This window comes from Streptomyces sp. JLSY215, assembly GCF_059682825.1.
Map to the genome: position 1 here is coordinate 8,167,939 of NZ_CM185022.1, position 13,208 is coordinate 8,181,146.

Sequence of the window (13,208 nt, forward strand, 5' to 3'; positions counted from 1 at the left end):
ATCCTCGCGCCTTCTGCGCATGGTGGGCTCCGCTGTCACGCGGACGCCACAACCTCCCCGGTCGTGACCTGGGGAGGGTTGGGGAGCAGTGAGGCGAGGCGGTCCCGAACGAAATCCGCGGCCCTCAAGACTGATTCTTCGGCGCCGGCCCGGTCCTGGAAGACGCTGGTCGAGATCATCACTCCGTCGCCGGCGTCGAGCCAGTAGTAGGCCACGAATCCGGGGACCTGGCGCATGAGCGGTACGAAACCCTCGTTGACGAGGCGTCCCGTCTCGACCGGATCGGTCACCCCTTCATACCGCCGAACTGCTGCGTACATGGCCGATCTCCTCGTGGTGTTCCGGGTAGGGCTTTGCTGGGACGTCGTACCCCTCGGACGGCTGCCTGGCTTGTGAGGAGGCCGCCAATCACCTGAAGGGCCGTGTTCGGCGATCCGAACGGGCGCGGTCGGTGCACTGCCAGGGTGAGGGTCCGGTTCGGACCCGAGGAGCCTGTCGCCGTGGGTACTCAGCTCACCAACGCGGGGAAGGGCAGCGTTCGAGGCCGTCCGAATTGGATGCGGGTGCGGTGGGCGTGGGTGTGAGGGGCCCGTCACGATCCGGCTCTTGCAGCCCCGGCAAAGGCCCTGGCACTCGCAGAACCGCCCCCGGTTGTGAGAGTCCCCGACCATCGAGGACTCGCCCGATCCACGATCAGTCCTCGAAACTTCCTCGAGCACAGTCTTCGATCGCAGTCCTCGAAAAGACGTCGAAAAGACCTCGATCAGTCCTCGGCGGTCAGCCCTGCCGCGGGCCAGGGGGCGTTGCCAGGACCCTGGCGGCGAAGTTCGCCAACTGCGCCCGCATTCTTTCCCGCGGTACGCACTCCTGCCCGGCCAGGTGCTCGACAAGGTCGGCGCGGGTGGCGGCGAGCAGGGCGTGGGCGGTGAAGGCGCAGTCGCTGTCGGTCAGGGCGGGGATCTGCTCCAGCAACGCTTGGAGCAGGCCGTGCCACCGCCCGTAATGCTCGGCCTGGTACGGGCTGCCGCTCCCGCTTTCCTCCAGGGCCAGAGCAAGGCGCCGGTTGTCGAGTTTGAAGCACAGGACGGCGTCCAGCAGGGCGGGCACGCGCTCCTGCGGTGGGGTGTCAGGCCCCAGAGGTGGCGGGCCGGCATCAACGGCCTCACGGATCGGTTCGAGCCGCGCTTCGTACAGCGCGCGGAGCAGTCCGGTGCGATCGCTGAAGGCGCGGAACAGCGTGCCCTTGCCGACGCCGGCCGCGGCTGCGATATCGGCCATGGTGACGTCCTCGGGACGCTCGCAGCGGGCGAAGAGGGTGTCGGCGGCCGCGAGTACGGCCTCCCGGTTTCGGACGGCGTCCTTGCGGGACTTGCGCTCGGGCATGCCGCTCCTCCCTTTACAAAGCGGACCCGTGGTCCGTATCTTTAAAGCGGACCCAAGGTCCGCATCTGCAAGAGAGAGGATACCCATGTCCGAACCGACTTCTCCGGCGGATCTCTTCCGCCACGGTCTGCGGTTGCTGCTGGACAAGAACATCGCCGGCTGGGTCGGCCTGTGGGCCGAGGACGGCGTGATGGAGTTTCCCTTTGCGCCCGAGGGCTGGCCTCGGCGTTTGGAGGGCAAGCAGGCCATCGCCGCCTATATGCGCCACTACCCCGACCACATCGATCTGCGCGACGTCCCCGACCTGCGGATCCACCAGACCACCGATCCGGAGACCGTCGTGGTGGAGATGCGCGGCGTCGGCCGCCTGGTGGAGACCGGCGCTGCCTTCGACGCGACCTACATCGCCGTCGTGACCGTCCAGAACGGGCACATCACCTCCTACCGCGACTACTGGAACCCGCTCGCCGTTCTCCAACCCGGGGCCGACTTCACCGGGAGCCGTCGATGACCGCCATCGGCACCACTCTGGTCATCGGCGCCACCGGTACCACCGGCAGCCGCATCACCGCGCGGCTGACGGCCGCCGGTCACCGCGTCAAGGCCGGCAGCCGTCACGCCACCCCGCTCCCCGGCGCCGAGCCGGTCCGCTTCGACTGGTACGACCCCGCCACCCATGCCGCCGCCCTCGCGGGAGTCGACCGCGTCTACCTCATACCGCCCCTGGGAGACTCCGACCCGGCGGCGATCATGCTGCCGTTCCTCCATCAGGCCCGTACCAGCGGCGTCCACCGCGTGGTGCTGCTGAGCTCCTCGGCCATCTCCATGGGCGGCCCGGCGGTGGGAACGGTGCACCAGGTCCTGCCCGACCTGTTCGAACAGTGGGCCGTGCTGCGGCCCTCGTGGTTCATGCAGAACTTCACCGGCACGCACGCGCACGCCCGCAGCATCCGCGAGAACGGCACCATCTGGACCGCCACCGGGAACGGCCGGGTCGGCTTCGTCGACGCCGAGGACATCGCCGCCGTCGCCGTCCACGCTCTGACCGACGAGCAAGCGCCCAACACCGATCTCGTCCTCACCGGGGCACAGGCACTCGGCTACGACGACATCGCCACGATCGTCACCGAGGTCACCGGTCGGCCCGTGGTCCACCACCGTCTGTCTTACGAGCAGCTGCTCGATCGCCTCACGGAGCTGATGCCGGCGGAGTTCGCCGCCCTGCTGGCCGGCATGGACCGCGCCATCGCCGACGGGTCGGAGGACCGCATCACCGACACCGTCCAGCGCCTCACCGGTCGGCCCCCGGGCACCTTCCGCGCCCTCCTGGAAAGGGAGGTGCGGGGTAGTGGCTGAAGGTTCGGGACGATCAGCCGTTTGGGGTTGCCCCAGGTGATGTCGGCATCATGGTCGAGTCTCGAGTCTCGAGACCGTGCCGACGACGAACTCCGCGTCTTTGAATTTGAAGGAGACAGGGGCGCCGTTGAACCGCGCGCCATTGCAGTCTCGGTCGTCGAAGGTGGCACTGGTGAGGTCAAGCCTGTGCCCGCACCAGGTTTTCCCGCCGCCTTTCATGGCGACGTCGGCCGCTCCGCTCAGAAGTCCCGCCCGTCCGCGACCATGTTGTGAGCCTCGTCGAAGGGACCGTCGTATGCGCCCTGGGCCTGGCCGAGGTTGACCTCGGTATCGGGGTGGGCGGTACGCAGCCGTTCCATCATGGGCTCGGACAGGTAGTGGTGGTGCAGGTCGAGTCGTTTGAGGTGGGTCAGCGGCTGGCCGGTGAGCAGGCATTCCGCGCCTCGGTCGGTGAGCGTTCCCATGGCCAGGCTCAGCGACTGCAGGCGCGCCACCACGGGGGCCTTCGCCACCTCCTCGGCGATCTCGTCCTGGACCGCGCTGTTCTCCAGGCCCAGGGACCGCAGGGCGGGCAGCCGTTCACCGCTGAGGATCGGCGCCAGGTCGAACGCGTCGGCAACCTCTCCCTCGCCGTCGTCGACGCCGAGCCAGAGGTCCAGGCGTTCCAGCGCGGGCAGGCCGCCGGCTGCCACCGCCCGCGCGACATCGGACGGCAGACAGCAGGACTCGAAGCGGAGGATCTTCAGCTCGGCATGGTGGAAGGGGTTCAGCTCCCAGCCCTGCTTCCCTCGCACGTCCAGTCGCTCCAGCAGCGGGAAGCGTGCGAAGACGGGAGTGAGGTCGGTCTGGTGGATGCAGGAGAAGTCCTGTTCGTCGCCGAGGAACAGCGCCTGCAGCCGAGGGAACCGCTCGGCGGCCTCGATCAGATGCGCTGCGGCGGCCGGGCCGTCGAAGCCCGTGAAGCCCAGGACCAGGGTGGTCACCTGGGTGGTGTCGACGGTCCGCGCGAAGCATTCGAAGAGCTCGGGGAATTCGGGCGGGCCGGAGACCGCTGCGCTGAGATGCCAGGCCGGTCCGTGCGGATCGGTACCGGCGGCGTTGTCCGGATCGAACGCCACCACCGGCAGGCCGTGGAACTCCGTGGTGCGCTGGTTCCCGTGCATCGATGCTCCCCCTTCGTCGTGAGGTTCACCGTAACGTCGTGTTCGGACAGGTGAGGACCGGGAGAGTGCGGCTGTTGTCGTCATCAGCGGTGAGAGAACGGGTCTGCCGACCATGCGGCGGATGGTGATGTTCCGACCGGCTCGCCCGCTCACGGGCCCACGGGCTCACGGGCTCATTTCCTAGTGCGGCTGTCTGTCCGTCTGTCCGCCTGTCGCGCAACGAGGCTGTTCGAAGCTGTTCCAGCGGCCCGGCATGACATATGTCATCGCCAGGATGGTGACCCACGGCTCTGCAGGGTCGGCTGCCGATCCTCCTAGACTCACAGCATGTTCAAATCTCACAAAATCGGACGAGACGACGCCTGGGAAGGCATCGTCATCAAGAAGTCGCGGGGCATGCTCGACGGCTCGAACATGTACCACTTCGTCGAGATCCGCCTTGCCGACGACGAATCCATGAAGGTCCGGATCAACCGCCGGCTATGGAAGTCGATCGAGGTCGGCGATCGGATCGTCAAGCGGCCGGGCGCCGACCCGGCCAAGGAGTAGCCTCCCGCGAGGCATCTCCATCGGGGCGGCCTGCCGCGGCTTTCGAAGGTGCGGATCACGGCTACTCGTTGATCGCCGCTACGAGGACCGTGGCCTCGTAGCGGACCGCGAGTTTGTCGTGTCTCGTGGCCACGGCCCCGTTCGCCTGAGCGACCGAACGACGGCTTCGTCGTGACCGGCCGCAGCCATCGGAGAATGCCGGGATGATCCGTCCACGAGTCCGCGTCGCCGCCTACGTCATCCGACACCGCGATGTGTCCGAGTTGCTGATCTTCGACCACGTCGATGATTCCGGGGCCGGCACCCAGATCCCTGCGGGGGTGTCGGCCCCGGCGAAGAGCTGGAAGAGCTGGAAGAGGTGACAGAGGGGGTTCTCCGCGAAGTCCTTGAAGAGACTGGCCTGCGAACGGTGACAGCCGTTGGACAAGTGACCGTCGAGGACAAGCCCCCCCCGAGACCGGGCAGCCCCGTCCCGCAACGAACCGCTGACACCACGTGCGCTCTTGCTGAGACGTGTCCCAGCCGACGGGGCAGCAAGGTCAGCGACGCGCGGAACGTGGACGTTGGAGAGCGTCCGAAGGGGAGGGAGACAGGTTATGAGCTTTCGGCTGGCGGCGTACGCCGTGTGCATCGTGAACGGGCGGGTGCTGCTCGCCCGTCATGTACCTGCGAGCGGTGAGGCCAATTGGACACTTCCGGGCGGCCGGGTCGAGCACGCGGAGGATCCGTTTGATGCGGTGATCCGGGAAGTGGCCGAGGAAACCGGCTGCGAGGCGGTGGTCGAACGACTGCTGGGTGTGGACTCAAGAGTCATCCCCGCAGCCGAACGAGCCGTTCCCGGCGGATCGGAGCACCAGAATGTCGGCATCTTCTACCGGGTACGCATCACCGGCGGCCAACTCAGGCCGGAGCCGAACGGCGACATCGCCGAGTCGGTGTGGACTCCGATTCCCGACATCGCCGGGCTGCGCCGGTCATCGCTTGTCGACATCGGCCTTGCCTTGGCGTGCACCCTTCCAGCAACCGGCCATGTCGCGCCCGTTGCGGTCGGCGGTCTGATCCAGCACTGAGGCAACCAAGCAACCAAGCAACCAACCAACCAACCAACCAACCAACCAACCACGCCCATGCGTGCGTGACCTTCGCCGCCGGATGCTGCGTGTCCCCGACCGCGATGTCCTGTACGGCCGGTGCGTCGCCCGCGTGGCCCGCGTCGCCCGCCGCTCCCGCCGCCTGAGGCTCGCGCCGCGCCTGCGTGGAGACGGTGGGCGGTAGCAGGGGCGGAGGCGGCTGGAGGTGTCAGTCGTCGAAGTCGGTGGAGCGGGTGAGCTTTTCCCACGAGCGGAGTTCGGTGCGGGCGCGGTCGAGGTGGTCGATGATCGCGTCGGCGGCGTCGTTGCCGAGCGGCAGGCGCAGCGGGGGCTCGTCGGAGTCCAGAGCAGTGAGAATGGCGGCTGCGGCCTTGGCCGGGTCTCCGACTTCCTGGCCACTGCCGTCCGGCAGCCCGGAGCGAACCAGCCCCACGGTGTCCTGGTAGGCGTCCAGGGCCGCGGACTGCTGCAGGGTTCCGGCACCCGCAAAGCCGGTACGGAACGCACCGGGCTCGACGATCAGCACCCGGATCCCGTGCGGGGCGACCTCGGCGGCCAATGCCTCGGAGAGCCCCTCCAGGGCGAACTTGGTGGCGCAGTAGGCGCCGACTCCGGCGAAGGCGAACCGGCCGCCCATGCTGGTCAGCTGCACGATGGCCCCCGAGCCCCGGCGGCGCATATGCGGCAGCGCAGCCCGGATGAGCGCGGCCGGGCCGAAGAAGTGCACGTCCATCAGGTCCCGCAGTTCCGCGTCGGTGGTCTCCTCCACCGCACCGACCATGCCCCGTCCGGCATTGTTGACCAGGACGTCGATCCGGCCGTGCCGGGCCGCCACGCCGTCGACCGCGGCTTGAACGCCCGCGGTGTCGGTGACGTCCAGCGGCAGCGCCTCGACCTGGTCCGGGTGCGCGGCGACCAGGTCGTCGAGCAGCGCAGTGCGGCGGGCAGCGGCGACCACGATGTCGCCCGCGGCCACGGCCGCTTCGGTGATCGCCCGGCCGAACCCGCTGCTCGCCCCGGTGACCAGCCATACCTTGTTCATGCTCTTCTCCCTCTGCCAGGCGGTCCGCCGTTCTCGGCCGTCCGTGTGTGAACTACCTTGCGGGGCAGACCGGTTGCCCGTCCAAGATCCGCTGTGATAGCCGATGGTTATGGATGTTCACGGACGGGACCTGAGGTACTTCGCCGCGGTGGCCGAGGAGCTGCACTTCACGCGCGCAGCCGAGCGGCTGTACGTCTCGCAGCCCGCGCTGAGCAAGCAGATCCGGATGCTGGAGAAGCAGGTGGGGGCCACGTTGTTCGCGCGCGATCGGCGCGAAGTGCGGCTGAGCGCGGTCGGTGCAGCGCTGCTGCCACATGCTCAGCGCATTCTCGCCGAGTGGGAGGCGGCCCAGGAGGCAGTCGCCCGGGTCGTGGCCGATCAGGCGACCGTCCTCGTCGTGGGGATGAGCACCAGCCCGGGGCGCGGGGGCGTACTGCCGGCGATCCGCTCCCGCTTCACCGCCGCGCGCCCCGATGCCCGCATCAGACTTCACCAGGTCCCCTGGCGCGACGCGACCGCCGGGCTCGCCGACGGCACGTGCGACGCGGCGTTCGTCTGGCTGCCGCTGCCCGATCAGGGCCGCTACCGGTGGGTGGTGGTCGCCGAGGAGCCCCGTCTGGTCGCGATGGCCGATACGCACCCGCTCGCCGACCGGGAGATCATCGACTTCACCGACCTGCTGGGCGAGCCGTTCCTCGCGCTGCCCGACAGCGCCGGGCCGCTGCGGGACTACTGGCTCGCCACCGATGCCCGCGGCGGGAAGCCGGCACTCATCGGCGCGGAGGTGGCAAGCACCGAGGAGACGTACGAGGCGCTCGCCGCGGGTCTCGGCGTGGTCCTGCTGGCGGCCGGGAACGCCCCGCTGATCACCCTCGGCGGAGTCGTCACCCGTGCGGTGAGGGGCATTTCGCCCAGCCGCTTCGCGCTGGCCTGGCGCGCCGACGACCGCAGCCCGCTGGTGCACGCATACGTGCGCGCGTGCGAGCTGGCGACCGAGCCAACGGACTGAGGGGGCGTGGCGGCCTGCCCTCCCGAGTCCGCAAACCGGCACCACACCGGCCGGTCGGAAACCAGGTGCGGACCGTCGGTGCGGTGGTGTGTGATCGGGGGTATGGCGATTGCGTTGGGCGAGCCGGACGTCGACGGGCTGAGCGAGGTTGTGGACGTGCTGCGGGAATGGCAGCACGACGGGGCGCCGATGCAACTGCATCCGGGGGACCTGGGCTGGTTCTGGCGGTTCGGTGCGGAAGCGACCGCCGCGGCGGTCAGGACGTGGAGCCGGGGCGGACGGATTCTCGCCGTCGGACTGCTGGACAGTCCCGAGCTGTTGCGGCTGACGATCGCGCCGGACGCTCAGCGGGACGAGGCGCTGGCGCGGCAGGTGGTTGAGGACGTGACCGAACGGGACCGCGGTGTGCTGCCCGAGGGGAAGGCGAGCATCGATGCGCCGGTGGGTGTACTGGTCCACGATCTGCTGTCCGAGGACGGCTGGGACGTTGACGAGCCGTGGACGCCGCTGCGTCGCGACCTCACGGAGCCGGTGCGGGATCCAGGCGTGCGGATCGAGGTGGTCGGGCCGGAGCGGGCGCACGTGCGGACCGCCGTACAACGGGCGGCGTTCGACGGGTCGAGGTTCACGGACGTGCGCTGGCACGCGATGGCGGCCGGGTTGCCGTACGCAGACGCCCGGTGTCTGGTCGCGTACGACGACCAGGGCAACGCGGTGGCGGCGGTGACGGTGTGGTCGGCCGGTCCGGGGAGGCCCGGGTTGCTCGAACCGATGGGCGTACACCGGGCGCATCGCCGCCGCGGCTACGGCGAGGCGATCACCGTCGCGGCGGCGGCCGCACTCCAGGAGCTGGGCTCGTCGAGCGCGATCGTCTGCACCCCGAGCGCCAATGTCGGCGCCGTCGCCACCTACAAGTCGGCCGGCTTCCAGCAACGCCCCGAGGTCCGGGATCGATTCCGGGACGCCTAGCGACGTTGCCTCGGCAGCCCTCGATGGACGCCGGCGTCGGGCGTGCGCGGCGACCGTGTCATGGCGCGCCGTCCAGGGCCGTGAGGAGTGGCCGAGACACGTCTCGGGAGCGTGCTGAGCATCTGGCCTTCTGGTCGCGGCTTGGACCCCCAACGACCGCACCCAGGCTCAAGCCACTGTGTCAACCGTGGCTGCCCGCGGCCGGGGCGAGGGCTCACCGACCGCCGAAAGGATGAGGCGGCCGCCGTCTTTCGGACGGCACCCCGCCGTCCGGTGGATGCCCGGCGCTCTTCCTGGCGCGGAGGGTGGGGGCATGGACCACGACGCCTCCCCGCCCACCTCGCCCGCCCGCCCCGACCCCCACCCCGAACAGAGCCCGTGCCATGCGCGCCGCCGTCCCCGTGCGGCGAGAGCGGGTGCTTTCGGGGCGGCCCTGCTCGTGGCCGCGACGGGGGCGTTCCTGGCCCGTGCGGCGCACGCGGCGCCCGACGGGCCGGCGCTCCGGGTCGACACGGACCGGGACGGTCGGCTCACCCCGGCCGACGACCCCGGCAAGTACGCGTGGACCCGAGGCCGCGGTGCGCTGATGCTGCCCAATGTGGACGACGACCAGCAGCGCTGTCCCACCGTGGGCCGCGCGGGCGCGCGGCTGCCCGACGACCGCCTCGCCGCCTGCCGCGATGCCGCGGACACCGTCGTCAACGGGAAAGCCGATCTGGCCGACCTCGCCCCCGCGCGGATCACCGCCGACCCCGGTGCCGAGACCGGAACCACTGCCACCGTCGCCGCGGACCCCGGCTCCCGGGACCATGTCGGGATCTTCGCCGAGCGTCACGGCCGGATGGTCCGGCTGGAGCCCGGCGACCGGCTGACCACCCGTGAACTGCGCCTCGGTGTCCGGCTGGGTGTCGAGGCACGGGACTTCGTGCGCGACCCGAAGCGGTGGAACGGCTTCGCCGACCTTGTCCTGAGGGTCGACCGCGGCGGTGCGACCACCGAGGACCGGGTGCGGCTCCGGGTCGCGCCGCTGGTGTTCGCGAACGACTTGATGCCGCTGCGGCGCATGATGATGGCCGATCACACCACCAAGCCGGTCGATGTGGAGCGCGGCAAGCGCTACGACCCCTCCGTACAGCCACCGCCCGCGCAGCCCGGGGAAGCCGCGTTCCGCCGCGACCTGCGACGCGGCCTCGACCGGGCCGGACTGCCCGCCCCCCTGTACAACTACCCCACGGGCGGCGACGTCTGGATGCAGGACCTGTTCAAGACCGCCTACGCTTCCCTTCCCGCCCCCGGAGGCCGGGAGCACCGCGTCACCGTCGTCGTGCGGTCCGCGGACGTGATGCCGGGCACGGCGACCCGTGCCTTCCCCCTCAGGGACGCCTCGCGCAGCGCGTTCCCACTGCTCCGCGGCCCCGGTACGGGAGTGCTCCAGCAGTACGACCCCCGACGCGTCGGCAGCGACGACAGCCAGTACTACGGCTCCTTCAGCTCCACCGGGAACTTCGGCACCCTCCCGCCCTACACCTGGCGTGGCCATCGCTACCCGGTCGGGCGGATCGTCTACGGCGGGAACGGAGGCATGGAGTCCCCCGACCCCTCCTTCCTCCGGATGCTCGCCGCGCAGGGATACCAGCGGCCGATAGCGCTGGACACCAGTTGGCTGGGGGTTGGCCACATCGACGAGTTCCTGTCCTTCGTCCCGGCGCGGAACGCCCGTGGCTGGGTGGCCGTCGTCGCCGACCCCGGCCTCGGCCGGAAACTGCTGAGCGACCTCGCGAAACAAGGTCAGGGCGGCCGACCGCTGGTCCGCGGTATCGCCCCCAAGGACACCGAGGACCCGGGACTGACGATCGCCGGCGCGCTGCGCAAGCCCTCCCTGACCCGTGGCACCGAGATCGCCCGGCACGGCATCGACGCCGCGCTGCGCACTCTGCGCACGCGCGCCGGACTGACGGAGCACGACATCGTGCGCGTCCCCGCCCTGTTCAACGTGATCGATGTGCCTGCCGGATATCCGCGGCATGACGTGGTCGCCAACTACCTGCCCGGCGTGGCCAACGGCGTCGGTACCGGCACCGGGGTCTATATGGCGCCGCGCCAGCACGCCCCGCAAGCGGGCGGCCGCGACGTCTTCGAGCGGGCTGCCGAGAAGGCCCTGAGCCGGCGCGGCACCCGGATCGCGTGGGTGGAGGACTGGGACTACGCGCACCACCGCGGCACGGTCGGCGGAGAAGTGCACTGCGCGACCAACGCGTTGCGCAGCCTCTCCGGAACCAGGCCGTGGTGGACGGAGCGGGACTGAGCCCGGCCCCGGGCCGCCGCTGGTCCTGGCTGCCGGGTCTCATAGGGTCGGCATTCATGAGCGACCGATCCATGTCCGGCATGCGCATCCTTGGTGGATTACTGCTCCTGGGCGTGGCTGCCGCCGCCTGGGTGACCGCGCCCGCCGCGGGCATCGCCATCGTCGCTGTGGGACTGCTGACGACCGGTGCGGCACTGGCGGCAGCGGTCCGCCTGCCACGGCGCCGGTCGGCCCGCCGATGGACGGGGCTCGCCGCCGCCACGGCCTCCGTGGCGGTGACGGCCTGCTATCGGGGCCCGGCCGTCAACGCCACGGGTTGGTGGTGGGTGCTGGAGACGCTCGCGCTGCTCGCGCTCCTGGTGCCGACGGTCCGCCGAACGAGGGGGAGGGGCAGGACGGCGGTGTCCGCCTTCGTGCAGGTTGCCGCGATCGCGGTACTGCCGGTGCGGATCGGCCCGCATCTGACGCCGCCCGCGGACCCGGCGGAGACCACGGTGCTGTGCCTGCTCTGCTCCTTGCTGGCGGCAGGCGCCGCCGCGTCCGGCTGCTATCTGCGCGGTGTGGACTCCAGAAGGCGCCGGGCCATCGCCGCACACCGCCGTGAACAACGTCTCGAAGTCGCCCGCGATCTGCACGACTTCGCATCGCACGACGTCATGGGGGTGGTGGTCCTCGTGCAGGCGGCACAGCTTCTGGCCCGGGAAGACCCCGCGCGGGCGGTCGAGTTGCTGCCGCGGATCGAGGAGGCGGGCATGCAGGCACTGGCCGCGATGGACCGCACGGTGCGGACGCTCAACGGTGGCGGTGGCGGTGGCGGTTGCGGCGACGGAGAGGGCGACGGCGACGGAGAGGGGAGCGGGGCGGGACGCGGAGTCGGAGTCGGGGACCGGGGCCGGGCAGACGAAGCGGCACCGGCGGGCGGGCTGCCCGCCCCGCCCCCTGGGGGGCCACCCCGTCCCGATCTCCCTGAGCGCCCTCGCCACCGGCGGCGGGATCTGTCCGAACTCCCCGAGCTGGTCGCACGGTTCACCCGAACCGGGACCGTCCCTGCCCGTCTCGACGTGGCCGTCGGCGCGCTGGACGAGCTGCCCCGGGAGGTCAGTGCCATCGGCTACCGCATGGTGGTGGAATCGCTCACCAATGTGCGTCGCCACGCACCCGCCGCCACCGACGTCGACATCGCCGCCGGCCGCGTGCTGTACCGGGGCGGTGCCGCGCTCCGCCTCACCGTCACCGACACGACCGGGGCCGCGTCTGCCGCCCGAACCTCACCGTTTCCGGGGCGCGTGGGCGGGGGCGAGGGCCTGGCCGGTCTCACGGAACGGGCCGAAGCCCTCGGCGGCTCGCTGGCCGCGGGGCCGCACGGGACCGCCGGCTGGCAGGTCACGGCCACGCTTCCGCTGCCTGACAGCGCGCCACCGACGACGGACCCGCACGAGCGAACGGGCCCCGCGCGGTACGCGGCACCCGAGGGGACGCCGGCATGATGACTCCTGGCACCATCCGGATCCTGCTGGCGGACGACCAGGCGAGCATCCGCAGCGGATTCCGTCTCATCCTGGACGCCCAGCCCGACATGACTGTGATCGCCGAGGCGGCCGACGGCGTCAACGCCCTCGACACCGCCCGGCGCCTGCGCCCCGACGTGGTGCTCGCGGACATCCGGATGCCGCACCTCGACGGCCTGGAGCTGACCCGGAGGCTGGCCGGGGCCGATGCGGACCCACCCCTGCGGGTCATCGTGGTCACCACCTTCGACCTCGACGCGTACGTACACGCCGCCCTCCGCGATGGAGCCTCGGGCTTCCTGCTCAAACGCTCCGGTCCCACGCTCCTGGTCGAGGCGGTGCGCGCGGCGATGTCCGGTGACGCGCTCATCAGCCCGCAGATCACCGCGCGCATGCTGCACCGGCTCGCCCCGCCCGCGACCCCGGCGGGGCGCCCACCCGCCGAGGCGTTGACGCCGCGTGAGGAAGAGGTCGCGGTACTCGTCGCCGGGGGACTGTCGAACACGGAGATCGGCGAGGAACTGTTCATCTCCCTCGCCACCGTCAAGTCCCATGTCGCCAACCTCCAGCGGAAGCTGGCAGTCCGCAACAGAGTGGGCGTCGCCGCCTGGGCATGGCAGTCCGGCCTGGCTCCGGCCGATCAGCTCTGAAACCGGGCCGCCGCCCGACGGTCGCCGACCACCACCGCCCCGGTACCACCCGTCTGCCCTGGCGATCTCGATCTCGACGGGCGCTACGCCCGGTTGCTCGTGGACGTCCTTGCCGACGGGCTTGCCGGGCTGGGGCGAGAACGCTGAGCGGTGTGGGCGGACCGGCCCCGGCTGGTGGGTCTG

Annotated in this window: 14 protein-coding genes; 10 read left to right on the forward strand and 4 right to left on the reverse strand. The window is 70.8% G+C overall.

Annotation, left to right across the window (positions count from 1 at the left end; translation table 11 throughout):
* Nucleotides 1-35: 35 nt before the first annotated feature.
* Both AC5677_RS36275 and AC5677_RS36280 read right to left on the reverse strand, forming a co-directional pair.
* Nucleotides 36-320, reverse strand: coding sequence for a hypothetical protein (locus AC5677_RS36275; RefSeq protein ID WP_497192135.1), 285 nt, complete (start codon nucleotides 318-320; stop codon nucleotides 36-38).
* 457 nt (nucleotides 321-777) lie between these two features.
* Nucleotides 778-1,383, reverse strand: coding sequence for a TetR/AcrR family transcriptional regulator (locus AC5677_RS36280; protein WP_497192136.1), 606 nt, complete (start codon nucleotides 1,381-1,383; stop codon nucleotides 778-780).
* Nucleotides 1,384-1,468: 85 nt separating this feature from the next.
* Here AC5677_RS36280 and AC5677_RS36285 point away from each other — a divergent pair, with 85 nt between their 5' ends.
* Together AC5677_RS36285 and AC5677_RS36290 are read left to right on the forward strand one after the other, a co-directional pair.
* Nucleotides 1,469-1,894 carry a nuclear transport factor 2 family protein gene (locus AC5677_RS36285; protein ID WP_497192137.1) on the forward strand — a complete coding sequence of 142 codons (426 nt, stop codon included), beginning with the start codon at nucleotides 1,469-1,471 and terminating at the stop codon, nucleotides 1,892-1,894.
* Nucleotides 1,891-2,739, forward strand: a complete 849-nt coding sequence (locus AC5677_RS36290) for an NmrA family NAD(P)-binding protein (protein ID WP_497192138.1) — start codon at nucleotides 1,891-1,893, stop codon at nucleotides 2,737-2,739. Before AC5677_RS36285 ends, AC5677_RS36290 begins: the two co-directional genes overlap by 4 nt.
* A gap of 239 nt (nucleotides 2,740-2,978) precedes the next feature.
* On the opposite strand, the gene AC5677_RS36295 is transcribed toward AC5677_RS36290, so the two are convergent.
* A complete protein-coding gene (locus AC5677_RS36295) occupies nucleotides 2,979-3,902 on the reverse strand; it encodes an STM4015 family protein (protein ID WP_497192139.1) in 924 nt (307 codons plus the stop codon).
* 327 nt (nucleotides 3,903-4,229) lie between these two features.
* On the opposite strand from AC5677_RS36295, the gene AC5677_RS36300 reads away from it, so the two are divergent.
* From AC5677_RS36300 to AC5677_RS36310, 3 genes are all read left to right on the forward strand, one after another.
* Nucleotides 4,230-4,451, forward strand: coding sequence for a DUF7489 domain-containing protein (locus AC5677_RS36300; RefSeq protein WP_497192140.1), 222 nt, complete (start codon nucleotides 4,230-4,232; stop codon nucleotides 4,449-4,451).
* A 203-nt stretch (nucleotides 4,452-4,654) separates the two neighbouring features.
* Nucleotides 4,655-4,813 carry a hypothetical protein gene (locus tag AC5677_RS36305; protein ID WP_497192141.1) on the forward strand — a complete coding sequence of 53 codons (159 nt, stop codon included), beginning with the start codon at nucleotides 4,655-4,657 and terminating at the stop codon, nucleotides 4,811-4,813.
* A 234-nt stretch (nucleotides 4,814-5,047) separates the two neighbouring features.
* Nucleotides 5,048-5,521 (forward strand): NUDIX hydrolase, encoded by a 474-nt coding sequence (locus AC5677_RS36310; RefSeq protein WP_497192142.1) that lies wholly within the window; start codon nucleotides 5,048-5,050, stop codon nucleotides 5,519-5,521.
* Between the two features lie 229 nt (nucleotides 5,522-5,750).
* Here the strand turns inward: AC5677_RS36310 and AC5677_RS36315 are convergent, their stop codons facing one another.
* Nucleotides 5,751-6,584 (reverse strand): oxidoreductase, encoded by an 834-nt coding sequence (locus AC5677_RS36315; protein ID WP_497192143.1) that lies wholly within the window; start codon nucleotides 6,582-6,584, stop codon nucleotides 5,751-5,753.
* A 103-nt stretch (nucleotides 6,585-6,687) separates the two neighbouring features.
* Here AC5677_RS36315 and AC5677_RS36320 point away from each other — a divergent pair, with 103 nt between their 5' ends.
* From AC5677_RS36320 to AC5677_RS36340, 5 genes are all read left to right on the forward strand, one after another.
* Complete coding sequence (locus AC5677_RS36320; RefSeq protein WP_497192144.1) at nucleotides 6,688-7,593, forward strand: LysR family transcriptional regulator; 906 nt, start codon at nucleotides 6,688-6,690, stop codon at nucleotides 7,591-7,593.
* Nucleotides 7,594-7,695: 102 nt separating this feature from the next.
* On the forward strand, nucleotides 7,696-8,562 hold the full coding sequence (locus AC5677_RS36325) for a GNAT family N-acetyltransferase (RefSeq protein WP_497192145.1): 867 nt from the start codon (nucleotides 7,696-7,698) through the stop codon (nucleotides 8,560-8,562).
* Between the two features lie 313 nt (nucleotides 8,563-8,875).
* Nucleotides 8,876-10,867: a protein-arginine deiminase family protein gene (locus AC5677_RS36330; RefSeq protein WP_497192146.1), complete on the forward strand. Its 1,992-nt coding sequence runs from the start codon at nucleotides 8,876-8,878 to the stop codon at nucleotides 10,865-10,867.
* A 56-nt stretch (nucleotides 10,868-10,923) separates the two neighbouring features.
* Nucleotides 10,924-12,354, forward strand: a complete 1,431-nt coding sequence (locus AC5677_RS36335; protein ID WP_497192147.1) for a sensor histidine kinase — start codon at nucleotides 10,924-10,926, stop codon at nucleotides 12,352-12,354.
* Nucleotides 12,354-13,025 carry a response regulator gene (locus tag AC5677_RS36340; protein WP_497196888.1) on the forward strand — a complete coding sequence of 224 codons (672 nt, stop codon included), beginning with the start codon at nucleotides 12,354-12,356 and terminating at the stop codon, nucleotides 13,023-13,025. Before AC5677_RS36335 ends, AC5677_RS36340 begins: the two co-directional genes overlap by 1 nt.
* Nucleotides 13,026-13,208: the final 183 nt, after the last annotated feature.